Source organism: Pseudoscardovia radai (genome assembly GCF_002259605.1).
In the GTDB taxonomy this organism is placed as follows: Bacteria; Actinomycetota; Actinomycetes; order Actinomycetales; family Bifidobacteriaceae; genus Pseudoscardovia; species Pseudoscardovia radai.
This window is the reverse complement of record NZ_MWWR01000003.1, coordinates 80456-106339: the sequence shown is the minus strand read 5'-3', so window position 1 is coordinate 106339 and position 25884 is coordinate 80456. Positions and strand designations below refer to the sequence as shown.

The following is a 25884-nucleotide window of genomic DNA, read 5'->3' as shown; positions in this document are numbered from 1 at the left end:
TTCGCTCCTGGATTGCGGTCACTTGCCCTCCTCCTTCGCCGTCTTCGGCTGCTTCTTCTTCGCAGCCGTATCCGCCGCACCCGCCACATCGAAGGAGACGAGCGGATCGCCCGCCTCCACGCCGTCGGACGGTCCCACGAGGATGTCGGTGACGGTGCCCTTGGCCGGCGCGTACACGTAGTTCTCCATCTTCATGGACTCGAGCACCACGAGCAGGTCGCCCTTGCCGACCTCCTGCCCCGCGGCCACGTTGACGCGCGTGACCACGGCCTGCATCGGCGAGCAGATGTTGCCGTCATGCAGACCGCCGCCGTTGGCGCGCTGCTCGCGCACCTGGATGCCGGCGCCGCGCAGCGGCTGCACGCGGCTGCGCTGGGCGCGGCCCTTCGCGCCGAGCGCGCCGATGAACTCCTCGGGAATCGTGACCTCCACGCGTTTGTCGTTGACCTCGAACACGAAGGATTCGCGCGTCGGCTCCACCTCGGTGGGAGCCGTGTCGAGCCCCTCGGTCAGCGAGGCGGGCTGTCCGGCCTTGGAACTCGCCGGCTTCTTGACGAGGTACTTGCCCTCGAGCCACTTGGTGGTGACGGCGAAGTCCGTGCCGTCGCCGACGAAATCGGGGTCGCGGAAAATCGTGTCGAACAGGGCGCACGGCGTGGGCACTCCCTCGAGGGAGAACTCGCCGAGCGCGCGCAGCACGCGGGCGATCGCGGCGTCGCGGTCCTGCGCCGTCACGATGATCTTGCCCATCATGGAATCGAATTTCGGCGAGATGACGCTTCCTTCTCTCACGCCGAAGTCCACGCGCACGCCCGGGCCGGATGGCAGGCGCAGCGCCGAGATCGTGCCGGCGCCCGGCGTCAGGTTGCGTTCCGGATCCTCGCTGGTGATGCGCAGTTCGAAGCTGTGGCCGCGCGGCGCCGGCGCCTGGGTCAGTGTGCCGCCGTCGGCGATCGTGAGCTGCTCGCGCACGAGGTCGATGCCGCTGACCTCCTCGCTCACCGTGTGCTCCACCTGCAGGCGAGGGTTCACCTCGAGGAAGTAGATGTCGGCCGTTGGCGTGAGCATGAACTCGCAGGTGCCGAGCCCCACGTATTTCGCGGCTTCGAACAGGCGGCGCGAATATGTCACGAGGCGGGCGTTCTCCTTCTCGGTCAGGAACGGCGCCGGCGCCTCCTCGATGAGTTTCTGGTTGCGGCGCTGCACCGAGCAGTCGCGCGTCGAGTACACGGTGAAGTTGCCGTGGCTGTCGCGGCCGCACTGGGTCTCCACATGGCGCGACTTCGCCACGAATTTCTCGATGAAATAGCGCCCCAGGTCGCCTCCTTGCAGGGCGTCGTGGCTCATGAAGAACGAGCGCAGGCCGTCGTCGTCGCGCACCACGGTGATGCCGTGTCCGCCGCCCCCGTCGGTGCGCTTGAGCATCACCGGATACCCGTATTCGTGCGAGAAGCGCAGCAGCGTGGCGATGTCTGTGACCGGCTCGGAGATGCCGGGCACGGGCGGCACGTCGGCGCGTTCGGCGAAGCGGCGGGCCGTGATCTTGTCGCCCAGGTCCACAAGAACCTCGGGGTCGGGGCCCACCCACACGAGGCCGGCGTCGATGACGGCGCGCGCGAAGTCCGGCACCTCTGAGAGGAATCCGTAGCCCGGGTGCACGGCGTCGGCGCCGGAACGACGCGCCACGTCGATGATCAGCGACTGGTTGAGGTAGGTCTCGGCGTAGGTGTCCCCGGGCAGGCGGTAGGCCTCGTCGGCGGCGGACGCAAACGGCGCGTCGCGGTCGGATTCCGAGTACACGGCGACCGTGGCGATGCCCATTTCGCGCGCCGTGCGGATGACGCGCAACGCGATCTCGCCGCGGTTGGCGACGAGCAGCTTGCCGATATGCGTCAGCGGGTGGCGCGGGCGCACGACGGGACGGCGCTTCGGGGCGGCTTCCTCGCCGGTGGTGGCGCTGGGTTCGGATGTTTCGATGGTCATTCGTCTCCCTTTGGTGTGTGGTTTCTCTACAGATTGTGCGGGGCCTGCGTGTTCCGGGCCGGCGCATTCGAGGTCGGCGTGTGGTGCGGCTCCATAGTGCTATTGCTCAACAGTGCCATTGCTCCACGATGGCGCGGCTCCACAGTGGTTCATGACGCGGCGTCATCGTCGATATGCCGCAGGCACGGGCCGCTTACGGGGCGACGGCGCGCTGTTCCGCCTGCCGCGCCGCTCGACGTCGCCGCCGCCGCGCCATCCATGCGTGCCGGAAGCATGCCGACGTCGCCGGCGGTGACCTCCGTGCTGCCGCCGTCGTCCCGGGCGACCAGCAGTGCGGCGGTCGGCAGAATGCCTTCGGCCCGCCCGCGGATGCGCGTGCCGTCGGGAAGCGTCACTTCGACGCGGCGCCCGAGGGTGCGGCTCAGGGCTTCGGCGCGATCGGGGAAATCCTGCGGAACGCTCGGCGGCTCCAGGCGCGACGATTCGACGAGCCGCGTCATGTCGCGGCGCATTCCGCGCGCGATGCCGGCCGCGATGGCCCGGCGCAGCGTGTCGAAATCCGGCAAGCCTTGCACATGGCGGTGCAGCGAGGTGGCGATCGGCGTGGGCTGCGCGTCGAGGAACAGGTTGAGCCCGATGCCGACCACGATGACGACGGACTCATCGTCGATTGCGGAATCGTCGGACACGAAATCGTCGGACACAGAATCGTCGGACGCCACGATGTCGCCGGCGGGCACGGCCTCGGTGAGGATGCCGCCCAGCTTGCCGTCGTCCCAATACACGTCGTTGGGCCAGGCGAGGCCGACATGGCGCGCGGCCTGTTCCCCCGCGGCATCGCGCACGATTCCTCGCAGCGTCTCCACGGCCTCCACGCCCGCCATCGTCGTGAGCCATCCGCCGAGGCGGCCCGACACGACGGCGCGCGGCACACGGTAGACAAAGGAGCTCAGGAACGAGGTACGCGGCCCGCTCGTCCACGTGCGGCCGATGCGGCCGCGGCCCGCCGTCTGCTCGTCGGCCAGCAGCAGGTCCAGCGGGAACGGCTCCGGGGCAGCGAGAACACCGGCGGCGAACAGCTCGCGCGCGCGGGTGTTCGTCGAACCCACCGTCGGCAGCATGACGAGCCGGTCCACATATCGCGCCGGGTCGGGCAGCGTGTTGTTCGTTTGAGATTGCACATACGTGAAAATACGCCCCGCCCGCTTCTCCGGCCGGTGACATGGACCACAAAGAAGCAACCGATATTTTGTCGGTTCGTACAAAAGAATCGCGCAGGCCTGTTGTTAGCATGTGGAACTGCCTTGAAATCACGATGTTTCCGGGATGGAGTGGAGTTCCAGCCCCGATTCTTTTTGTAGATTCGTACAAAGAATCCCTTCTCTGCCGCCGGCGGTCTGTGACATACGCCAATCGTTCCGGCGCCCGCGTCGACGGGAGCATCGGGATACGCATGGCCGAAAGCCCACCGGCAGCAAGCCGACCAGCAGAAAAGAGGAAGCATGTCAGCACCCATCCGTTCCGACGCCGCCAGCGCCACCGAGACCGCCGCCCTCACTCACAGCACCGCATCGCACCGCGCCGCCACCGCCCTGCGCATCATCGCGCTCGCCGTCCTTATGTGCGCGGCCGCGGGCGTTGGGCGCATCCCCGTGCCCGGCACCGTCGTCGGCATCACGCTGCAGACCTTCGTGCTCATGATCGCCGGACTCACGATGAGCCCCGTCGAGGCGGGCGCCGGCGCACTGCTGTATCTCGTAATCGGCGCATGCGGCGCGCCCGTCTTCTCCGGCGGCGCATCCACCGCGGCGCTGATCGGCCCGAGCGCCGGCTTCCTGTTCGGCTTCGTGCCCGCCATCATCGTCACGGCGCTGCTCGCGCCGTCCGCCGATTCGCGCCGTTCCTTGCGTCGCCCGCTGTGGCTCGACACCCTGCGCTCCCTCGTGGCCTGCACGCTCGGCTGCATCCTCGTGCCCTTCGCAGTGGGCGTCACCGTGCAGTCGCTTGTGACCGGCGTCGACATCCGCGCCCTGGCCGCCGCATCCAGCGTGTTCTTCGTCGGTGACATTATCAAGGCCGTCACCGCCACGCTGCTCGTCACCGGAGCCCGCACGGCGCGCAAGTAAGGGTGCACAGACACGTACCCCCGAACAGTAACCCTGCCGGCCCGCGAAGCCCATTGCTCCGCGGGCCGGCTTCTACAATGGACGGCATGACCATGGCACATGACGCAACCCCACAGGACGCCGAGCCGCAGAACACCGCGCGCAAGAAGCGCCCCGTCCGCTCCGCCGCCGCGCACTCAGCCGCCGCGCCCAGCGACGGACCAGCGCTGACAGGCGGCCCGGGCATCCCTCTCGTCACCGCCGACGAGGCCAAGATCAAAACCGCGGTGGTGAGGTGCCTCGAGATCTCCGAAAATCGTCTGACCGCGCAGACCGACTGGTACGCCGACCTCTCGGATTCCGACAAGGCCCTTCTCCACCGCGTGTTCGAGGCCGCCGTCCACGGCTTCGTCGACTGGGTCGGCACCTACGTCTCCCCACAGGAGCATGCGCCGATCAACACAGACCATATTTTCTTCGTGGCGCCCGTCGAATTCATGCGCTCCATCAAGCTGTCGCAGACGCTCGACGCCACGCGCGTCATCGTCGACGTCATCACCGAGAACCTCGACATGCTCTCCAACAACAGCACCGTGCAGCAAGACCTGATGGACGCGGCGCTGATCTACTCGCGCTCCGTGGCGTTCTCCGCGGCCGAGGTGTACGCGAACGCGGCCGAGGTGCGCGGCACATGGGATGCGCGCGACGAGGCCTTCGTGGTGGAATCGCTGCTCATGGGCGACACCGGGCAGGCGCTGCAGGCGCGCATGGCGTCGTTCCAGTGGACGCCGCAGACGTATTCCGTGGCGTTCGTGGGCAAGCCCGACGCCCGTGGCGACCTGCGCGCGGGCATGCAACAGGACCGGCTGCGCAGGCGCGTGTCGTCGATGGGCGGGTATGTGTGCATGTCGCGGCACCGCGACCTGCTTGTGACGCTTTTCGGCTCCCCCGAGCAGACGATTCCCTCGGTGGACCCGGACCATTCGGCGAAATACAGCCAGGAGCTGGCGAAAAACCTGACGTCCGGCAGACAGGCATCCGCGGAAACGGCGGGCGAATCGTCTGACACCACGATGCCACCCAGCACGATGCCGCCGTCGGGTACCCTTCCCAATGCCTACGACCTCGTGCTCGGCACGGCGCGCGCCTCTGCCGACGAGCGCATCACGCTCGACTCGCTCACGCGTCTGGCGCTGCCTCTGTTCGACGCCGACAGCGCGGTATGCATGGGGCCGGTGCGGCAGGGTTTCGACGGGGCGTCCGCCACGATGCGCGCGGCGCTGAACGGTTATTATGCCGCCGTCACGATTGCCGACTGTCCGCGGCCGCTGTCGAGCGATGACGTACTGCCCGAGCGCGCGCTATTCGGGGACGCCGACGCGCGGCGCGAGCTGTATGAAGGGATCTACCAGACGCTGAAACAGCCCGACGAGAAGAACGTCATGCTCGAAACCGTGAAGCTCTACCTGTTCAACGGCGGGTCGCTTGACAAAACAGCGCAGCAGCTGTCGGTGCACCCCAACACCGTGCGATACCGCCTGCGTCGCTCCGTGGACCTCACCGGTTGGGACCCGACCGACCCGCGCGAGGCCTATGTGCTGCTCACCGCCCTGAAAATCGGCATGTGCAAGGACTCCAACCCCGATCTGTGAGGATGGGCGGCGGTTCCGGGCGGGAAATCGTGTTAGGCGGGTGCCACCACACCCGCCTAACGCCAAAACAGCCACTCACGACAGTCAAACCCACCTCAAATCGCCCAAAGTGGGTGCCACCACACCCGCCGAAGCCCATCCCAGCCGGAAAATCGTCGGAAACCGCCCGAAACCGCCCAAAGTGGGTGCCACCACACCCGCCTAACGCCATTCCACGCCGGGAAACCCACCCCAACCGCCCGAAATCGTCTTAAGTGTGTATTCCCACACCCGCCTAACGCCATCTCGGCCAGGAAATCGTCCACCCAAGGCCCAAAAATCGCCTTAGGCGGGTGCCACCACACCCGCCTAACGCCATCTCAACCGGAAAATCGTCCGCCCAAAGCCCCAAACCGCCTTAAACGGGTGCCACCACACCCACTTAACGCCATTCCACGCCGGAAAACCCACCCAGACCACCCGAAATCGTCTTAAGTGTGTATTCCCACACCCGCCTAACGCCATCTCGGCCAGGAAATCGTCCACCCAAGGCCCAAAAATCGCCTTAGGCGGGTGCCACCACACCCGCCTAACGCCATCTCAACCGGAAAATCGTCCGCCCAAAGCCCCAAACCGCCTTAAACGGGTGCCACCACACCCACTTAACGCCATTCCACGCCGGAAAACCCACCCAGACCACCCGAAATCGTCTTAAGTGTGTATTCCCACACCCGCCGAACACCAAAACAGCCCCCAGCGAGGCAAAACCAATACCAAACCGCCTTAAGCGGGTGTCACCACACCCGCCCAACACCAAATCGCCTACCCCCACCACCACCGCAACCCCACCCCAACTCACTCCTCACCTCGCCCCACGCGCCTGACGGCGCGCACGCACGGCGAGCTTGTGAATCGTCAACGGACCGCTCACCTCCACGCGCCGCCCGGACAGCATCGTCATTCTCTGCGCCACCCGCTGCGCAAATTCACGGGCCGACTGCTCGTCACGGAAATCCTCGTGCGACGCGCCGACCCGCGTCCACCCCGCCGCCGCGAGGTCATCCAGGCGCCGCAGGTCCTTCTCCCAGCGGTCCTCGTGGTGCTTGCCGTCGTATTCCACCATGAGCTTCAGATCCGGATACGCACAATCCGCGAAATACCGCCGCGCCGGCGCGTCCCTCCCGGCCGCCGCCACGCCAATCGCTGGATTCACCTCAGGGCATGGCAGCCCCCACATCATAAGCGTCAGCCGCATTGTGGACTCCGGCATGGAGTCCGTGCCCTCGCGCATCACATCGAGCGCGTCGAGGCAAGCGTCGAACCCGCGCGGCATGCGCATGCCCAGTTGGTGTGTGGCCACAGTGAATTTCCCCACGTCCTCGCGCAACTGCTCGAGCGTGGTGCGTTGGAGCTCCCGATGCCGGCGCATCAGCGCGTCGCCAAGCGCCACCACGTCAATCGGCTCCAAACGGTGGGCGAGCATCAACCACGCGGTTTCGGGCGACACAACCCGCAGCCCCTCCTTGATGACAAACCGCACCGGATGCTGCCATTGGAAGCCTTGCGCATCGGCAATGCGGTGCCGAGATTTGTCGCTTGTGTACACGACGGTGATCGGCTCGTCCTCCAGGGCGGTGGGCACGTCGATTCCGTGCACGCGCAGGGACGTGGTTCCGCCGAAAAGCAGCGGGGTCCGGCAGCGTTGCTGCAGCTCGGCGCAGCGACGCATGGCATCGTGCGCGATCAACCGCGATTTCGTCGACATCGGAATCGAACGGTCCGCGCGTAGGAGATGGCTCAGGTCTGTGGTTTCGTTGTCTGACATGTTTCGACCATATCGGGCATCGCGCGCAATCCGCGGGAGGCCGCGCTTCGAAATTCGTACTTGACAGGCGGCGATCGGAGGTTGCGTTTGGCAGGCGTCGGTTGAAAGCCGCGGAAAGCCGCGCCCTTCCTCCACGATTCTCCCGTTGTGGTCGGCGTCTGCGAGCCATGCATTGACAGGTTCCACGATGCTCCCGCTCGGCGCGTCGCGTTCGCTCTGAGCGAGGCCCAATCGTCATTTCGATCCGCCGCTGCTTCCCACTCCCCTACCCGCTCACCGCCTGGCCCAAAATCGCCTTAAGCGGGTGCCACCACACCCGCCTAACGCCATCTCGGCCAGGAAATCGTCCATCCAAGGCCCGAAATCGCCTTAAACGGGTGCCACCACACCCACCCAACGCCATCTCAACCGGAAAAACGTCCGCCCAAGGCCCGAAATCGCCTTAAACGGGTGCCACCACACCCACCCAACGCCAAAACAGCCCTCCCCCGCACCCTCCCCAGCACGGAAAAGGCCGCTGGCACTGCTGGAGCAGTGTCAGCGGCCCTATCGTGGCGACTCGTGCAAAGCGGCGCAAGCCTTCCGGCTCACGCACACCCGCGCTTATCCGCACTCACGCGCGAAACCTCACGCGTGCGGAACGTCACTCAACTTCACTCGCCGTCGGCATCATCATCACCGGGCAGCGGGGTGTCGCCGTCGCCGATCTGGAAGCCGTCGGCCGCGTCGGAGCCATCGTCGGAATCGGCGAGCTCCTGCGCGTCGGTGTCGCCATCGGCATCGGTATCCGCGGCCGAACCCGCGGCACCGGCACCGGCCGAAGCGCCATCCGACGCCGCGCCATCCGCGCCATCCGAAGCACCATCGGCGCCCGAATCGTCACCGAAGTCGAGCACGGTCTCGTTCGACCCCTCGCCGGAAAGCCCGTTGAGGAAATCATCCGGGTTGAAGTCGTCGCCGAGGCTCAGGTCGCCGAAATCGACGTCGGAGAAGTCCATCTTCATGCCGTCGTCGAGGCCGAGCTCGCCGTCCTCGCCGCCATCCAGACCGAAGTTCGGGAAGATGGTGTCGCGGATCGCCTTGTCCGGCTCGACCTTGGCGTTGCGGTAACGCGCCAGGCCCGTACCGGCCGGGATGAGCTTGCCGATGATGACGTTCTCCTTGAGGCCCTTGAGGTCGTCCACCTTCTGGCTGAGCGCGGCCTCGGTGAGCACGCGCGTCGTCTCCTGGAAGGAGGCGGCGGACAGCCAGGAATCCGTGGCGAGCGACGCCTTGGTAATGCCCATGAGCTCCGGACGCGCCTGCGCCGGCTTCTTGCCGGCCTTGGCGAGCGCACGGTTGAGCTCGCGGAAGCGCGCGTGGTCGATGAGCTGGCCCGGCAGCAGGTCGGAGTCGCCCGAATCGAGCACGGTGTCGCGGCGGATCATCTGGTGCACGATGACCTCGATGTGCTTGTCGTGGATGTCGACGCCCTGGGAGCGGTACACGTTGTGCACCTCCTCCACGATGTTGACGGTCGCGGCGCGCGGGCCGAGGATGCGCAGGATCTTCTTCGGATCCACGGAACCCTCGATGAGCTGCGTGCCCTCGGAGACGTGCTGGCCGTTCTTGACGAGCAGCGGCGCGCGGCGGGTGACCTGGTACACGATCGGCTTGCCCTCGTTGACGGTGGCATCGTCGGGATGCAGCACCACCTCGCGGGCGTTGCCTTCCTCGTCGATGATTTCCACGGTGCCCGGGAACTCGGTGATCGGCGCCTCGCCCTTCGGGGTACGTGCCTCGAAAAGCTCGGTGACACGCGGAAGACCCTGGGTGATATCGGAGGCCGACGCCACGCCACCGGAGTGGAAGGAACGCAGGGTCAGCTGCGTACCCGGCTCGCCGATGGACTGGGCGGCCACGATACCCACGGCCTCGCCAATGTCGACGAGCTGGTTGGTGGCCAGCGACCAGCCGTAGCACATGGCGCACACGCCGCGCTTGGACTCGCAGGTCAGCACGGAGCGGGCCTTGACGAACTCCACGCCGTGCGCCACGAGGTCCTTGAGCACATCCATGCTCAGGGCGTCGCCGCGCTTGTAGAGCACCTCGCCGGTAGTCGGGTCGAGCACGTCCTCCGCGAGCATGCGGGAGTACGGGCCGCCGTCGGCGTTGCGCACAAGCACGAGATTGCCCTCTTCGTCACGCTCCGCCACGCGGATCTTGAGGCCCTTCTTGGTGCCGCAGTCCTCCTCGCGCACGATGACGTCCTGGGACACGTCGACGAGTCGACGGGTCAGGTAGCCAGACTCGGCGGTACGCAGAGCGGTATCCGCCAGGCCCTTGCGGGCGCCGTGCTGCGAGATGAAGTACTCGAGCACGGACAGGCCGTCGCGGTAGTTGGACTTCACCGGGCGGGGGATGATCTCGCCCTTCGGGTTGGCCACGAGGCCTCGCATACCCGCGATCTGGCGAATCTGCATCCAGTTGCCTCGCGCACCCGACGTGACCATGATGTTCACGTTGTTGTCCGGGGTGAAGTGCTTCTGCATGGCCTCGGCCACCTTGTCGGTGCACTCGGTCCAGAGGTTGATGAGCTCCTGGCGGCGCTCCTCCTCGGTCAGAAGACCCATGTCGTACTGGTTGTTGACCTTCGCGGCCTGCTTCTCGTAGCCGTCGACGATCTGCTTGTGCTCCGGCGGGGCCACGATGTCGGAGAACGCCATCGTGACGCCGGACCACTGGGCGCGCGTGAAGCCGAGGTCCTTGAGGGCGTCGAGCGTCGCGGCCACCTGCTGCGTGGAATAACGCGCGGCGATGTCGTCGACGATTCCCGAGAGCTTGCCCTTCGGAACCTGCTCGTTGACGAACGGGTAGTCCACCGGCAGCGTGGAGTTGAACAGCATGCGACCGTAGGACGTGGCGAAGAGGATCGTGCCGTCGGAGAAACGCTCCTCGTGCACGGTGTCAGGCTCGCCCGGAAGCGGGTCGACCACCTTGATCTCGCTCGGCTCCCAGCCTTCCGGCAGCACGAAGTCGGACGGCACGCGCAGGAGGATGCGCGCCTGGATGTCGATGTCGTGGCGGTCGAGCGCCATGCGCGCCTCCTCGAGGGAGCCGAACACATGGCCCTGCCCCTTGGCGCCGTCGATGACGGTGCTCAGGAAGTACAGGCCGAGGATCATGTCCTGGGACGGCATGGTGACGGTGTGGCCGTCAGCCGGCTTCAGGATGTTGTCGGACGCCATCATGAGGGAGCGGGCCTCCGCCTGCGCCTCAGCGCTCAGCGGAAGGTGCACGGCCATCTGGTCGCCGTCGAAGTCCGCGTTGAACGCGGCGCAGGCAAGCGGCGGCAGGTGGATGGCCTTGCCCTCGACGAGGATCGGCTCGAAGGCCTGGATGCCGAGGCGGTGCAGGGTCGGCGCGCGGTTGAGCAGGACGGGGTGCTCGGAGATGACGTCCTCGAGCACGCCCCACACCACGGAGTCGGCGCGATCGACGAGACGGCCGGCGCTGCGCGGGTTCTGCGCGTAGTTGAGGTCGACGAGGCGCTTGATGACGAAGGGCTTGAACAGCTCGAGCGCCATCGGCTTGGGCAGGCCGCACTGGTGCATGCGCAGCGACGGACCGACGACGATGACGGAGCGGCCCGAGTAGTCCACGCGCTTGCCCAGAAGGTTCTGGCGGAAGCGGCCCTGCTTGCCCTTGAGCATGTCGGACAGCGACTTGAGCGGACGGTTGGAGGCGCCCGTCACGGCGCGGCCGCGGCGGCCGTTGTCGAACAGGGAGTCGACGGCCTCCTGCAGCATGCGCTTCTCGTTGTTGAGCATGATCTCCGGGGCGTTGAGCTCGAGGAGGCGCTTGAGGCGGTTGTTGCGGTTGATGACGCGACGATACAGGTCGTTGAGGTCGGAGGTCGCGAAGCGGCCGCCGTCGAGCTGCACCATCGGGCGCAGGTCCGGCGGGATGACCGGGATCACGTCGAGCACCATCGCGGTCGGGCTCGTGCCCGTCTTGATGAAGGCGTTGATCACCTTGAGGCGCTTCAGGGCGCGGGCCGTGCGCTGGTTGGAGCCGGACTTGATGATCTCGCGCAGCTCCGTGGCCGCGGCCTGCAGGTCGAAGTCCTCGAGGCGCTTCTTGATGGCCTCGGCGCCCATGCAACCCTCGAAGTAATCGCCGTAGCGGTCCTTCATCTCGTTCCACAGGTCGACGTCGCCCTCCATGTCGCCCGGCTTGAGGGTCTTGAAGCGATCCCAGACGGCGTTGAGGCGCGCAATCTGGTCATCGTACTTCTGGCGGATGGACTTCATCTCGCGCTCGGCGCTGTTGCGCAGCTTGGACTTGGCGGCCGACTTGGCGCCGCCCTCCATCTGCTCGATCTGGGCGAGGTCCTCGGCCACCTTCTTGGCGCGGGCGTCGATCTCGAGGTCGCGCTTATGGGAGAGGGCGTTGATCTCGGCCTCGTGCTCCTCCTGGAGGTCCGGGAGGTCCTGGTGGCGCATCTCTTCGTCGACGGCCGTCACCATGTACGCGGCGAAGTAGATGACCTTCTCGAGGTCCTTCGGGGAGATGTCGAGCAGATAACCCAGACGGCTCGGCACGCCCTTGAAGAACCAGATATGCGTGACGGGCGCGGCCAGCTCGATGTGGCCCATGCGCTCGCGGCGCACGCGGGAGCGGGTCACTTCGACGCCGCAGCGCTCGCACACGATGCCCTTGAAGCGCACGCGCTTGTACTTGCCGCACGCGCACTCCCAGTCGCGGGTCGGTCCGAAGATCTGCTCGCCGAACAGGCCGTCGCGCTCCGGCTTGAGCGTGCGGTAGTTGATCGTCTCGGGCTTCTTGACCTCGCCGTAGCTCCAGCTGCGGATATCGTCGGCGGTGGCCAGACCGATCTTCAGCTTGTCAAATTCATTAACGTCCAGCACTTGATGTCCTGTCTTTGTGTTGCTTTCAAACGTTTCGTGATGCCGGGGCGAAGGGGCGGCGGTGTGCGCCGCCCCATGCCGTCCGGCTGTATGCCGTCAGACTATGCGCCGTTCTCGGTGCGTGCCGGCGCGTGTGCGCCGGCGTGCATCGGTTCCGGACAGGCGTCAGAAATCGACGTCGTCGGTCGGGGCGCTGGTGTCCGAGTTCGGACGGGCGCTGATGTTGAAGCCCAGGTCGTTGGAGGACGAGGCGGGATCGTCGTCTTCGTCCTTCATGTCGATCGGCTGGCCCTCGGCGTTCAGCACCTCCACGTTCAGTGCAAGGGACTGCATTTCCTTGAGAAGCACCTTGAAGGACTCCGGGATGCCTGCCGGCGGCAGGTTCTGGCCCTTCACGATGGCTCCGTACACGCGCACGCGGCCGTCGACATCGTCGGACTTGACGGTCATCATCTCGTGCAGCGTGTAAGCCGCGCCGTAGGCCTCGAGGGCCCACACCTCCATCTCGCCGAAACGCTGGCCGCCGAACTGCGCCTTGCCGCCCAGCGGCTGCTGGGTGATCATCGAGTACGGGCCGGTGGAGCGGGCGTGGATCTTGTCATCCACGAGGTGGTGCAGCTTCAGCATGTACATGTAGCCCACGGAGATCGGCTTCGGGAACGGCTCGCCGGTGCGGCCGTCGAACAGCTGCGCCTTGCCGTCGGGGCCGACGAGCTTGTTGCCGTCGCGGTCGGGCAGCGTGGTGCTGAGCAGGCCCTTGATCACGTCCGGACGCACGCCGTCGAACACAGGCGTGGCCACCGGGGTGCCCGGGGCGCCCTTCTCGGCGCCGTGCGGGACGTGCTTCTTCCACTCGGCCTCGAGGTCGGGGTCGAGGGAGATATCCCAGCCGGCATGGGCGATCCAGCCCAGGTGCAGCTCGAGCACCTGGCCCAGGTTCATTCGGCTCGGCACGCCCAGCGGGTTGAGCATGATGTCGATCGGCGTACCGTCGGCGAGGAACGGCATGTCCTCCTCCGGCAGGATGCGCGAGATAACGCCCTTGTTGCCGTGGCGGCCCGAGAGCTTGTCGCCCTGGGTGATCTTACGATGCTGCGCGATGTACACACGGATCTGGTCGTTGACGCCGTTCGGCAGCTCGTCGCCGTCGGACTGCGCGGCCTCCTTCGTGATCTCCTTGACGGAGATGACGACGCCGGTCTCGCCGTGCGGCACGCGCAGGGACGAGTCACGCACTTCCTTCGACTTCTCGCCGAAGATGGCGCGCAGCAGGCGCTCCTCCGGGGTCAGCTCGGTCTCGCCCTTCGGCGTGACCTTGCCCACGAGGATGTCGCCGGCCTTGACCTCGGCGCCGATGCGCACGATGCCGCGCTCGTCGAGGTTCGCCAGCGCGTCCTCGCCGACGTTCGGCAGGTCGCGCGTGATCTCCTCGGGGCCGAGCTTGGTGTCTCGGGCGTCGATCTCGTACTCCTCGATGTGGATGGAGGACAGCGTGTCTTCCTTCACGAGGCGCTGGTTGATGATGACGGCGTCCTCGTAGTTGTAGCCGTTCCACGGCATGAACGCGATGAGGAGGTTCTTGCCGAGAGCCATCTCGCCCTGCTCGGTGGCGGGGCCGTCGGCCAGGACGGAGCCCTTCTCCACGCGGTCGCCCTTCTTGACGACCGGCACCTGGTTATAGCAGGTCGTCTGGTTCGAGCGCTGGAACTTGGCCAGATGGTACTTGGACTCGGTGCCGTCGTCGTTCATCACGCGGATCACGTCGGCGGAGACATACGTCACGACGCCATCGTTGTCGGACAGCACCACGTCGCCGGAATCCACGGCGGCGCGCCATTCGCCGCCGGTGCCGACGAGCGGACGCTGCGACTCGATAAGCGGCACGGCCTGGCGCTGCATGTTCGCACCCATGAGCGCTCGGTGGCCCTCATCGTGCTCGAGGAACGGGATAAGCGAGGCGCCCACCGACACCATCTGGCGCGGGGAGACGTCCATGTAATCCACCTGGCTGACGGGCACATCCTCGGCCTCGGCGTGGTCGTCTCGCACAAGGGCGGTGTCGTTGACGAAGTGGCCGTTCTCGTCGAGCTCCTGGTTGGCCTGGGCGATGACGTGGCCGGCCTCCTGGTCGGCGGTCATGTACACCACGTCATTGGTCACCTGGCCGTCGACGACCTTGCGGTACGGCGTCTCGATGAAGCCGAACGGGTTCACGCGGCCGAAGGTCGCGAGGGAGCCGATAAGGCCGATGTTCGGGCCTTCCGGGGATTCGATCGGGCACATACGGCCGAAGTGGGACGGGTGCACGTCGCGCACCTCCATGGAGGCGCGGTCGCGCGACAGGCCGCCGGGGCCAAGGGCGGACAGACGACGCTTGTTCGTGATGCCGGCCAGCGGGTTGTTCTGGTCCATGAACTGCGAGAGCTGCGACGTTCCGAAGAACTCCTTGATCGCGGCCGCCACCGGGCGGATGTTGATCAGGGACTGCGGCGTGATGGAGCCCGGGTCCTGCGTCGTCATGCGCTCGCGCACGACGCGCTCCATGCGGGACAGGCCGGTGCGGATCTGGTTCTGCACGAGCTCGCCCACCTGGCGGATGCGGCGGTTGCCGAAGTGATCGATATCGTCCACGTCCACGCGCAGCTCGATGTCCTCGCCGTCGCGGGTGCCGTGGAAGGTCTCGCCGCCGTCGTGGAGGGTCTCGAGGTACTTGATCGTGGCGACGATGTCCTCGAGGTGCAGGCTGCGGTCGTTGTAGTCGGTGTCGAGGCCGAGCTTGCGGTTGACCTTGTAGCGGCCCACGCGCGCCAGATCGTAGCGCTTGGTGTTGAAGTAGAAGGAGTCGAGCAGCGAACGGCCGGCCTCCGGGGTGGCCTGGTCGCCCGGGCGGATCTTGCGGTACAGGTCGACGAGCGCGTCGTCCTGGTTGTCGATGGTCTCCTTGTCGAGGGCGTCGAGCACGAGCGGGTAGCCCTGGAACTCCTGGGCGATCTGCTCGCGGGTCATGCCGATGGCCTCGAGGAACACGACAGCCGACTGCTTGCGGCGGCGGTCGACACGCACGCCGAGCACGTCGCGCTTGTCGATCTCGAACTCAAGCCATGCGCCGCGGCTCGGGATGATCTTCGCGCCGAAGACCTCCTTGTCGGAGTTGCGGTCGCGGGTGCGGTCGAAGTACACGCCCGGGGAACGCACGAGCTGCGACACGATGACGCGCTCGGTACCGCCGATGATGAAAGTGCCGTGCTCGGTCTGGAGCGGGAAGTCGCCCATGAACACGGTCTGGCTCTTGATCTCGCCGGTCTCCTTGTTGTAGAACTCGGCGTTCACGTACAGCGGGGCCGCGTAGGTGTAGTCCTTCTCCTTGCACTGCGCCACGGAATGGCGGGCGGGCTCGAAGTACGGGTCGGAGAAGGACAGGGACATCGTCTGGGTGAAGTTCTCGATCGGGGAGATCTCCTCGAAGACCTCGGCGAGGCCGGACGTGCGCGGAACGGTGAAGGTGCCGTTCTTCTCGTCCTCCTCGACGCGCTTCTGCCAGCGCTCATTGCCGATAAGCCAGTCGAAGCTGTCGGTCTGCACGCCAAGGAGATAGGGAACATCGATGGGCTCGCGAATCGAGCCGAAATTCACGCGATCGGACGCCTTGCGCAGCTCGATGTCATGTTCATCGGCGCGCGCCTGGACGGCGGTGACGTTTTCATTAGTCTGAGCAGCCAAAATGCTTGGTTCCTTGCTTTCGCTGTGTTGTCAATCCGTGGTATCGACGCGCCGATTGCAAGAACCGGCCGCCGACCTTGCAGGCGCCCGCACAACCGCCATATGCTCTGCGGGCGCCCCCATGACACATGCCCGCCATATGACAAATGCCACAAAACATGTCAAGGCTAGCACTCGTCGGCGTGTCGCGCAAGTCCTGCGCGTCGTGTTTTCCGCGAATTTCCACGATTTTCCCGCCGTGGAGAGGCATGCCGTTCGATGTGTGCCGCCACACCCGCCGAACGCCATCCCGGCCGGAAAACCTCCAGCCAGCACCCCGAAACCGCCCAAAGTGGGTGCCCCCACACCAGCCGAAGCCCATCTAGCGCCCAAAACCCACCCTAACCCAGCCAAAATCGCCTTCGGCGGGTATCCCCACACCCGCCGAAACCCAAAACACCACCTCACCAAGGCAAAACCAACCCAAAACCGTCTTAAACGGGTATTCCCACACCCACCGAAGCCCATCCCGGCAGGAAGACCTCCAGCCAGCACCCCGAAATCGTCCAAAGTGGGTGCCCCCACACCCGCCGAACGCCATCTCGACCCCGAAACCCACCCTAAGCCCACTAAAACCACCTTCGGCGGGTGCCGTCGCACCCGCCGAACGCCATTTCGACCGCCCACCAGCCCAAAACCGACCCAAAATCGTCTTAAACGGGTGCCGCCACACCCGCCGAAACCCAAAACACCACCTCACCAAGGCAAAATCAACCCAAAACCGCCTTAAACGGGTGCCCCCACACCCGCCGAACGCCATTCAGTCCGCCCAACAGCCCAAAACCAGCCCGAAGCCGCCCAAAGTGGGTGCCGCGACATCCGCCGAAGGCACAAACACGGCGCGCGGCGGCGCGGTATCGTCGAGGTATGCACGATGGGAAGGATCGACGATGATTCACCAGAACAATCCGACGCCGGACAACCAAGGCACCGCACAAACCCCACACGGTATCTCAAACAACCGGGGAATCCCAGAAACCCCGCAGATTGCGGAAACCACAGGCGTCATCCCGGATCCCACGGTCGGCCGATGGCAGCATCGCGAGAAACCCGCTGCAACTGCTGACCCCACCGCGGCTGCCGCCCCGCCGTGCCCAACCGCCGCACCAACCGCGCCGTGCCCGGCCACCGACCTCGCCCCCGCACCCTCCACGCACCCCACGCCGCCCCTCCTACGCGCCATATGCGACGTGTGCCCGCGGCACTGCCGCCTCGCACCGGGGCAGCGCGGCGCATGCTTCGTGCGCTCGTGCCACGACGACGGCCTCATCCACTGCGACACCTACGGCGTGAGCTCCGGCTTCGCCATCGACCCCATCGAGAAGAAGCCGCTGAACCACTTCCTCCCCGGCTCGACTGCGCTGAGCTTCGGCACGGCCGGCTGCAACAGCGCATGCCGTTTCTGCCAGAACTGGGAGCTCTCCGCCGCGCGTAGCTGGGCCCGCCTCGGATCGCACGCCTCCCCCGCCGACATCGCCTCCGCCGCGGCGAGCCGGGGCGCGCGCAGCGTGGCGTTCACATACAACGACCCCATCGTGTTCGCCGAATACGCCATCGACACGGCCGACGCGTGCCGCGAGCGCGGCGTGCATCCGGTGGCCGTGACGGCCGGTTACATGGCCGAGCGGGCCGCAACCGACTTCTACGCGCATATGGACGCGGCGAATATCGACCTCAAGGGATTCGACGAAAGCTTCTACCGCCGCGTCACGGGCACGCGCCTGGGCGACGTGCTGCGCACAATCGAGATAGCATGCGCGGCGCCCGGCTGCTGGGTGGAGCTCACGACGCTGCTCATCCCCGGCTTCAACGACGATGATGCGCAGCTGCACGCCGAATGCGCGTGGATCCGCGACCACGTAGGCCGCGACGTGCCGCTGCATTTCTCCGCGTTCCACCCGGATTTCCGCATGATGGACGTGCCGCCCACGCCGCCGGACACGCTGACGCGAGCGCGGCGCATCGCGATAAGCGAGGGGCTGCGCTTCGTGTACACGGGCAATGTGCGCGACGCCGAGGGGTCCACGACGTTCTGCCCCGCGTGCGGCGAGGCGCTGGTTGTGCGCGATTGGTTCCGCGTGACGCTCGACAGGCTGTCGGGCGGCGGGATACACGGCATACTCCACGATTCCACCGCCGTGCAATACGCACGCTGCCCGTCATGCGGCGAGGCGATTCCCGGCGTCTGGCGCTAGCGTCCCGGCATGGCGGCGCGGCACGCACCGCGCACTAGAGATTGCGCTGGGGCGGAATGATGCGCGTGGTATACGGCACATCGTGGCGGCCCACATGCTCTTCCCCCACGAAACCGAGCACTCGCGGCAACGCCTTCGTCGCCTCGCGTACGCCGCAATCGTAGACCCTTTGCAGCTCCGACGGATCCTTGCACAGTGCGCCGATATTCAGGGATTCCGCTGGGCGGATAACCAGCGCGGCGCCCGCCTTCTCGCGCTCGCGCACATAGTCGATTTCGCGGTTATACATGCCGGGGCGCCGTTCGATGGCCTCCGCCAGGTGCGGGTAGCGGTGCAGGGCGAGGCGGATCGCGCGCATATGCGGCAGCGGCGTCTTGCGGTAGTCGTCGGGCTGCGTAAGCACCACGATGGTGCGCGCGTAGCCTTGTTTTTCGAAGAATTCCAGCGGCACCGGGTCGCTCACGCCGCCGTCCACATAGCGCCGGCCGTCGATCTCGACCGGGCGCGAGGCGATGGGGATCGAGGCCGAGGCGCGAACGAAAGGCATGTCGATGGCGTGCCTCATGCACCGGTAGGCCGGTTCGCCGGTGGCCGCGTCGGTGGCGACGCACCAGAACTCCATGGGATCGGCGGCGAAGGCGCGCTCATCCATCGGGTCGGCGCGGAACGGCACCACGCCGTAGGCGAACTTGACGCTGTAGATGTCTCCGGTGGTGAGCCACGAGCGCACGCCGGCGTAGCGCGGGTCGGCGCAGAAACGCTTGTTGTAGCGCAGCGCCCTGCCGATCTGGCGCGACTTGTAGTTGCAGCCCAGTGCGGCTCCCGCCGAGACGCCGATCATCGCGTCGCATTCCACGCGGGCGCGCATCAGCACATCGAGCACGCCGGCGGTGAACATGCCGCGCATGGCACCGCCTTCGAGCACGAGGCCTATGCGCGGGGCGGGCGGTTGCGCCGCGACGGGGCGGGCGGCGGCATCGTGCGGCATCGTGGCGCCGGACATCGTGGCGCCGCTCGCCCTATCGCCACCTGTCATTTCTTCGCCTCGCAGGCCACGCCGTCGTGATCCCTGTCAAGTCCCGACCGATACCCCGGCTGGCCGGCGTACAGCGGCGCCTTGCCCGCCGCGCGCACATCAGAGCAGCTGCCGTAGTACACGTCGGAGCTGCCGGAATCGGCGGTCTGCGCCGGCTGCTGCGCCGCGGCCGCACCGGAATTCGACCCGGACCCCGAACCGGACGATGCCTGCGCCGTGGAATTCTGCGCGGCCGCCGCCGTCGCCACCTTCGCGCCCTGCGACACGCCGCCGTCCGTCGGAACCGTCTGCGTGGGGCAGCTGGACAGCACGGTCTGCATGGCCGATTTCTCGCCCTGCGTCACCCACAGCGAATACTTGCTTTTTACGCCGATCTGCCGCGCCACGTACTCGCAGCGGAACGCCGTGTTGCTCGGCAGCCACGACGCGGCGTCACTATCGGATTTCTGCTCGTTCGCCGGCCCGTCCACGGCGAGCAGGTTATACGGATCGTTCGCCAGCTGGAGGCGCTGGTCGGAGCTCAGCTGCTGGGCGCCCGTCTGCCAGGCGTCCGAGAGGGCCACCACGTGATCGATCTGCACGGCGGTCGACGTCCCCTGTCCGCGCTGGAACTGGATGGTGGTGCCGGTGTAGGGGTCGTCGAGCGTTCCCGTGAGCACCACGCAATCGTGGGTGCCGGATTTGAAGGTGACGTTCGTCATGTCGCGTTTGAGGATGTCGTTGCGCGTGTCGCAGCCGTTGTGGTCGACGTCGCTCCACGCCTGGCCGAATTGGTCGCGCGAATAGCCGGTTTTCGGTGCGCGTCCCTTGACGGGCAGCGCGTCGAGCACGGTTGTGGCGAGCGTGCCCTGCGCCGCGTCGCCGGATGCGGCAGCGGCCGTGTTCTCAGGTGCCGGTGCGGCGTCGGTTGTGGCGGTGTCGGTGTCGGCGGGAGCGGGTGTGCTTGACGACGCGGTGTCCGTCGGTTCTGACGATTCCGGGGACGATGAGGAGGCGCTGGCCTCGGCGGTTGGCTGGGTGTCGGATTTGGTGCCGCCGGAGCATTGTGGGATGGCGATGAGCAGGAGGAATGCGAGGACCGCAATCCAGAATTTCTTGCTGTGCAGCATGGTTCCGTCACCTTTCGACGATGTTCCCGTCTTCTTCGTCTGCCGTCCGGCCATCTTCGCCGCCGACCTTCGTTTCACGCATATCGAATGGCACGCTATGGTGCCCTATTTCACGAATTATGCCACGATGCCGTCCTTGCTCGCGCCCGGAGCGTCGGCGGACCCGATGCCAGCGGCCGAAATCGTCCAAAATGGGTGCCCCCACACCCGCCCAACGCCATCCCAACAGAAAAACCGCCAAATACCCGGCCGAAATCGTCCAAAATGGGTATCCCCACACCCGCCCAAGCCCATCTAGCACCCATCCGGCCCGCCCAAAGCCCCAAAATCGTCTAAAGTGGGTATCCCCACACCCGTCCAACGCCATCCCGACCACCCAACAGCCCAAAACCAACCCAAAACCGCCTTCAGCGGGTGCCCCCACACCCGCCCAACGCCATCCCAACAGAAAAACCACCAAATACCCGGCCAAAATCGCCTAAAGCGGGTGCCCCCACACCCGCCCAAGCCCATCCCAACGGAGCCCTCGCTGCATCTCCCCCGATCGCGAATCAGCGGACAAAAGCGCGCCGCGAAAACTTGTCCACAAAATGTACCGCAATCGACGCACTCGGACGCATGGAGAATGCACCGAAACGCACGCACGTTCGAGACGGGGAACGCCCTGGGAGAATCCCGCAACCCCTAGAGAACACTGGGATTCCAAGACGGAAAAGGGGTTCCGGCGGAAACCGCCGGAACCCCGTGCGCGGATGATAAGAGATTCGAACTCTTGGAGGTGTTAGCCTCACACGATTTCGAGTCGTGCTCCTTCGACCGCTCGGACAATCATCCACGTTGCGCAAGCAACTTTTGCATTATGCCACACTTTTCGCGAAACGTCCATCCGACGCGCCGAGACGTGCCGAGACGCCACGAACACCCGCGCGCCCGACCCACCCGGTCACTCGGTCGGTTCATGCACGGAGGCGTTGACCCACTGGTCCTGGCGCACGTCGTTGCCCATGAATGTGCCGATGTCGAGCATGCAGTCGCGGTAGTCGCGACCGTGGGCGATGGTGATGTAGTTGTCGTCCACCATGCGATCGTGCGTCGGGTCGAGCCCGATCCAACGACTGTTGTGGTAGACCTCCACCCACGCGTGCGTGGCGCCCTCGCCGCCGAGAAGCCCGGCGATATACCGCGCGGCGAGGCCAAGGCGCCGGCAGACCGACAGCATGACGTGCGCGTAGTCCTGACAGACGCCGCGGCTCTGGGCCAGCGCCTGCTCGGCCGTCGTGTGAATCGTGGTGGAACCAGGGGCATAGGTGAAGGCACGATAGACCTCGTGCATGACCTCCGCGGCCATGTCGACGGGCGACGGATCGCCGGGAAGCGCCGAGATGCGCCGGCGGCAGGTCTCCGTCATCGCCTCTATCTGCGGACCCGGCTGGGTGAGCACGGATTCGAAGCGGTACAGCGGCTTGCACATCTCGGTATGCGTGTTCGCGTTGTCGACGAACACGATGCCGCGCACCGAATAGCTGAACTGCGTATGCGGCTGCGGGATGTAGCCGGTGAGCACGATGGAATCGAAGGAATCGACGGCGGTCTCGACGTCCACGGACGGCTCGATATGCACGTCGACGTCCATGACCTGCTGGCGCGGGCAGGTGTTGGGCACGCAACGCAGCTGGAAACGATGCTTGGTGACCGGCGAGCTGAAGGACAGCTTCATCTCGTAGTCGAACACCAGCTTCTTCATGGTTTCTCCTTCCGCGTCCGCATCGGCGGATCGGTGGCACCGGGCAGCGCCCATCTTCCCACCGTTCCCCGACACGCCATGCCGTCAGGATTCCGGGGCGCAGCCGTCAGGATTCCGGGACAGCCAAGCCTTACGCCTCCGCTCCGTCCCGATCGTTCGCTCCGTCCCGATCGTTCGAACCGTCCCGCGCCTCGGGTGCGTTCTGCGACATCGCCATCATCGACCCGTTCACCGTCGCCTCGGGCAGCACGTTCGAGAAACCCTGGAGGATGCTCTCGATATCATGCGCGAGCGCCGGATACCCACGCTGCGGAAGGTGGTCGACGAGCCATTGCAGGCCGTCGCAGTAGCAGCGCGGAAGCGGGTTGCCCGACACGAGGCGGCAGTACGCCATGAGCTTGTCGAGAGCGGGGCGCGTCTCCTCGTCGTCGCCGCCGAGCCTCGTGTACAGCTCGAGGCGCTCGATGTACTTGCCGATGAACAGGAACGATTTGAGCAGCGGCGCCACGCCGGAGTTCTCCACGCTTCCCCAGAAGGTCAGGATGATATCGGTGATGTCGCGCTGGCGGTAGATGTCGGATTCGTCGCGATCCGGCGTGTCGCCGCCCATCACGATCAGTGCCATCTCGATATAGGAGATCGCCTTCGAGCCCAGCATGGGCCGCAGCACGATGGCATCCTCGAAGGCGCGCTTCATGGCGCTGACCACGGAGTTCGGATCGGACGCATCGTAGAGGAAGGAGTGCACGAAGGCGTCGAAATCCTTGAAGTCGGTCGGCAGGTCGAGCGCCTCGGCGAAGGGGCGGAAGGCCTCCACGTTCGTGTCCATCACGCGGTCGTAGAAGGGGAAGAAGCGGTTGAGCGTCGTGAACACGCGCTCCGTGTACCGCCCCAGCCAATACAGGCTTTCCGCCTTCGACGCGGTGATGAGGGACGATGAATGCGCCGCCGAATCGCTTGCCAGCGCCATCGGGCGGCCCGGCCGAATCGTGCCCAGCGCCTCCGCGTCCTTCGGCGCCAGCACCCACGTGTCCTTGAAGCCGCCGCCCTGCGAGGAATTCACGATCATCTGCCCCGGCACGCTGGAATATCGGGTCAGGCCCGAATACCACACGCTCGTGTCCTTGCCCGTCACCACGAAGGCGCGCAGATCCGCCTTGCGCGGCACATGCTCGCCCGTATCCGGGTCCACTACGTCAAGGTCGCGGAACTGGATCACCTCCTGCGCGATGAAACGCCGCGGCTCGGCGGTGATGCGCTCGCGCATCTCCTCGAGCCCATGCGCGTCAAGGCTTGAGCCGAACACCACGCCGTAGCCGCCGGCCTCCGCCACGTCCTTGATGACGAGTTCGCCGAGCCTGTCGAGCACGGTGGCGCGGTCCTTCTCGAACATGGGCATATACGTGGGCGCGTTGTGCAGAATCGGCTTTTCGTGCAGGTAGTACTCGATCATGCGCGGCACGAAGTAATACATCGCCTTGTCATCGGCCACGCCATTGCCTGGCGCATTGATGATCGCCACGTTGCCCGCGCGGTACGCGCCAAGCAGGCCGGGTACGCCGATGACGGAATCCGGGTTGAAGGCGAAGGGGTCGAGGTACTCGTCCGACAGGCGGCGGTATACGGCGCCCACACGATGCCGCCGGCCCGCGTAGTCGATGAAATACACCTTGTTGCCCTGCACCTCGAGGTCCTCCGGGAAAGCGAGGACGGCGCCGATTTTCTCCGCCAGGTAGGAATGTTCGAAGAAGGCGGAGTTGTAGCGGCCCGGCGTGAGCACCACGTTGATGCCCTTGGCCGAGACGAAGTCCATGGAGGCGCGCAGCAGCTGCGGGTACTCGCGGTTGTCGCGTACATGCACGTCGCGGAACAGATGCGGGTCGATGCGCCGCTCGATGTCGCGCACGAACAGCGGGTAGCTGGCGCCCGACGGGATGCGCAGGTTGTCTTCGAGCACCCACCAGCGCCCGTCCTGTCCCTGCACGAGGTCCTCGCCCGCGATATGTGCGAAGACGCCGGCCGGCGGCGTCATGCCGTTGACCTGCGGCAGATAGCCCGCCGACGTGTAGACATATTCCTCTGGAATCACGCCGTCCTTCACGATGGCCTTGTCGGAGTAGACGTCGCGCAGGAACGCGTTCAGCGCGGTGACGCGCTGTTTCAGGCCCGCCTCGAGCTCGTCGAATTCATCGGAGGGGATGATGCGTGGGATCGGGTCGAAGGGAAAGAGCCGGTCGTGGTACTCGCCGTTCTTATAGATGCCGAAGCGCACCCCGTTTCGGCTCAGCTCGCGGTTGATCTCACCGCGGCGGCCGATGAACTTGTCGATGCGCTCGGTCACGAACTCCGTGGCGTTCCCCGTGGTCGGTATATCGCTCATCCTTCCGTCCTCCTTCATGCATATACGCGCAGACACTGACACTACGGTCCCCGTATTACCCAGCATGTCGCCCGATGTTTCGGGAATGCTACAAAAGGAGGCACGGCGAGAAGAAGGAAATACGATACGATGTCCGCGCCCATGCGTGCGGTTGACTAGGCGTGCGGCTACCCAACGTGCGGCGACGCGAGCTCCCCTACTCAAGCGTGCGGCGGGCGCGGATGCTGGCGGCGCGGCTGGCGAGGTCGGCGTCCGCGGGATACACGACGCGCTCGAGCGTCAGCCCGCATGCCGGCGCGGGTCCCGTGCCGCCTTCGCGCACGGGGCTGGCGATCTTCCCGCGGAACCACTCCACGCTTTTGCGCCCGCGCCCCACCTGGAGGCACGCGTTGACAAGCGAGCGCACCATGTTATGCGCGAAAGCATCGGCCACAATCGTGAACGTCAGAAGCCCGGATTCGCAGAACGGCACGTCATGCGCCCCGTCGCCGTCGGGATTCGGCAGCGTGCCCGTCCCGGCCCGCGCCCACAGCACGGACTTGACCTCGCGGATCGTGGTGCCGCCCGGATTCGGCGTGGCGAAGCTGCCGAAATCGTGCAGGCCGATCGCACAGCGCGCGGCCTCGTTCATGGCCGTCACGTCCAGGTCATCGTCGCAACGCAGCACGAAACCGCGCAGGCGAGGATCGCACAGGCGCGCGCCGTCGCTCACGCGGTACACATAGACGCGTTCGAGCGCCGAGAAACGCGCGTCGAAGCCCTCGGGCGCTTCGACGATGGCGTGGACGGCGATATCGGGCGGAAGGATATGCGAGATGCGCCGGCGCAACGCCTCGGTGGGCGGCACATCCATATGCCCCACGGCGCGACGCAGCACATCCTCGGGAACGTCGAGATGACAGACCTGGTGGGAGGCGTGGACGCCTGTGTCGGTGCGCCCCGCCACGACGACGCGCGGCCAGGGGTCGGCGGCGGAGGGCGCAATCCCTGCCGGCGTCGCGCGGATATGCATCGCCAAGGCCAGGGCGCGTTCGAGCTCCCCCTGCACGGTGCGCAGGCCGGGCTGCGTGGCCCATCCGTGGAAATCCGTGCCGTCATATGCCAGGTCGATGCGAAGTCTCATGCCCCCCATCATGCCACAGCCGAGGCATCGTGGCTCAAGGTCAGCCTCATAACAATGTGATGCTTTGCGGACAAAATCCTCGCC

The 25884-nt window shown here is 66.1% G+C and carries 12 protein-coding genes, 1 tRNA gene and 1 pseudogene; 3 read left to right on the top strand and 11 right to left on the bottom strand.

Going from position 1 to position 25884, the window contains the following annotated elements; all coding sequences use genetic code 11:
• Window positions 1–18: 18 nt before the first annotated feature.
• Both PSRA_RS01595 and PSRA_RS01590 read right to left on the bottom strand, forming a co-directional pair.
• Window positions 19–1983, bottom strand: a complete 1965-nt coding sequence (locus PSRA_RS01595) for an ATP-binding protein (protein ID WP_211280473.1) — start codon at window positions 1981–1983, stop codon at window positions 19–21.
• Between the two features lie 149 nt (window positions 1984–2132).
• Entirely contained in the window at window positions 2133–3164 is a 1032-nt protein-coding gene (locus tag PSRA_RS01590) for a biotin--[acetyl-CoA-carboxylase] ligase (RefSeq protein WP_143516290.1), read from the bottom strand.
• A 321-nt stretch (window positions 3165–3485) separates the two neighbouring features.
• On the opposite strand from PSRA_RS01590, the gene PSRA_RS01585 reads away from it, so the two are divergent.
• Entirely contained in the window at window positions 3486–4109 is a 624-nt protein-coding gene (locus tag PSRA_RS01585; protein WP_094660112.1) for a biotin transporter BioY, read from the top strand.
• A gap of 86 nt (window positions 4110–4195) precedes the next feature.
• Window positions 4196–5740, top strand: a complete 1545-nt coding sequence (locus PSRA_RS01580; protein WP_143516289.1) for a helix-turn-helix domain-containing protein — start codon at window positions 4196–4198, stop codon at window positions 5738–5740.
• 841 nt (window positions 5741–6581) lie between these two features.
• Here PSRA_RS01580 and PSRA_RS01575 read toward each other — a convergent pair.
• From PSRA_RS01575 to rpoB, 3 genes and pseudogenes are all read right to left on the bottom strand, one after another.
• Entirely contained in the window at window positions 6582–7730 is a 1149-nt protein-coding gene (locus PSRA_RS01575; RefSeq protein ID WP_143516288.1) for a DUF559 domain-containing protein, read from the bottom strand.
• Between the two features lie 689 nt (window positions 7731–8419).
• Window positions 8420–12454 (bottom strand): annotated as a pseudogene (locus PSRA_RS01570) (DNA-directed RNA polymerase subunit beta'); the annotation flags it as partial.
• 165 nt (window positions 12455–12619) lie between these two features.
• Window positions 12620–16174 (bottom strand): DNA-directed RNA polymerase subunit beta, encoded by a 3555-nt coding sequence (rpoB, locus tag PSRA_RS01565; protein ID WP_158216284.1) that lies wholly within the window; start codon window positions 16172–16174, stop codon window positions 12620–12622.
• Window positions 16175–17103: 929 nt separating this feature from the next.
• Here rpoB and amrS point away from each other — a divergent pair.
• Complete coding sequence (gene amrS / locus PSRA_RS01560) at window positions 17104–18408, top strand: AmmeMemoRadiSam system radical SAM enzyme (protein WP_094660107.1); 1305 nt, start codon at window positions 17104–17106, stop codon at window positions 18406–18408.
• 34 nt (window positions 18409–18442) lie between these two features.
• On the opposite strand, the gene PSRA_RS09645 is transcribed toward amrS, so the two are convergent.
• The 6 genes from PSRA_RS09645 to truA all read right to left on the bottom strand — a co-directional run bounded on the left by PSRA_RS09645 (window position 18443) and on the right by truA (window position 25800).
• Window positions 18443–19444, bottom strand: coding sequence for a patatin-like phospholipase family protein (locus PSRA_RS09645; RefSeq protein WP_211280472.1), 1002 nt, complete (start codon window positions 19442–19444; stop codon window positions 18443–18445).
• On the bottom strand, window positions 19441–20607 hold the full coding sequence (locus PSRA_RS01550) for a GmrSD restriction endonuclease domain-containing protein (RefSeq protein WP_245834825.1): 1167 nt from the start codon (window positions 20605–20607) through the stop codon (window positions 19441–19443). The genes PSRA_RS09645 and PSRA_RS01550 overlap by 4 nt, the downstream gene beginning before the upstream one ends.
• A 695-nt stretch (window positions 20608–21302) precedes the next feature.
• Window positions 21303–21387, bottom strand: a tRNA-Ser gene (locus tag PSRA_RS09300).
• A gap of 109 nt (window positions 21388–21496) precedes the next feature.
• Complete coding sequence (locus PSRA_RS01545) at window positions 21497–22297, bottom strand: transglutaminase family protein (protein ID WP_094660106.1); 801 nt, start codon at window positions 22295–22297, stop codon at window positions 21497–21499.
• Window positions 22298–22427: 130 nt separating this feature from the next.
• Window positions 22428–24677 (bottom strand): circularly permuted type 2 ATP-grasp protein, encoded by a 2250-nt coding sequence (locus tag PSRA_RS01540; protein WP_094660105.1) that lies wholly within the window; start codon window positions 24675–24677, stop codon window positions 22428–22430.
• A 196-nt stretch (window positions 24678–24873) separates the two neighbouring features.
• The gene (gene truA / locus PSRA_RS01535) at window positions 24874–25800 is read right to left on the bottom strand and encodes a tRNA pseudouridine(38-40) synthase TruA (protein ID WP_245834824.1); all 927 of its coding nucleotides are present in this window, start codon (window positions 25798–25800) and stop codon (window positions 24874–24876) included.
• Window positions 25801–25884: the final 84 nt, after the last annotated feature.

Excerpts from the sequence above, each read along its gene's own strand:
- PSRA_RS01580 (WP_143516289.1), top strand. The coding sequence starts at position 4,196 with ATGACCATGGCACATGACGCAACCCCACAGGACGCCGAGCCGCAGAAC.
- PSRA_RS01595 (WP_211280473.1), bottom strand. The coding sequence starts at position 1,983 with ATGACCATCGAAACATCCGAACCCAGCGCCACCACCGGCGAGGAAGCC.
- amrS (WP_094660107.1), top strand. The coding sequence starts at position 17,104 with ATGATTCACCAGAACAATCCGACGCCGGACAACCAAGGCACCGCACAA.
- PSRA_RS01540 (WP_094660105.1), bottom strand. The coding sequence starts at position 24,677 with ATGAGCGATATACCGACCACGGGGAACGCCACGGAGTTCGTGACCGAG.
- PSRA_RS01585 (WP_094660112.1), top strand. The coding sequence starts at position 3,486 with ATGTCAGCACCCATCCGTTCCGACGCCGCCAGCGCCACCGAGACCGCC.
- PSRA_RS01545 (WP_094660106.1), bottom strand. The coding sequence starts at position 22,297 with ATGAAGAAGCTGGTGTTCGACTACGAGATGAAGCTGTCCTTCAGCTCG.
- truA (WP_245834824.1), bottom strand. The coding sequence starts at position 25,800 with ATGAGACTTCGCATCGACCTGGCATATGACGGCACGGATTTCCACGGA.
- PSRA_RS09645 (WP_211280472.1), bottom strand. The coding sequence starts at position 19,444 with ATGACAGGTGGCGATAGGGCGAGCGGCGCCACGATGTCCGGCGCCACG.
- PSRA_RS01550 (WP_245834825.1), bottom strand. The coding sequence starts at position 20,607 with ATGGCCGGACGGCAGACGAAGAAGACGGGAACATCGTCGAAAGGTGAC.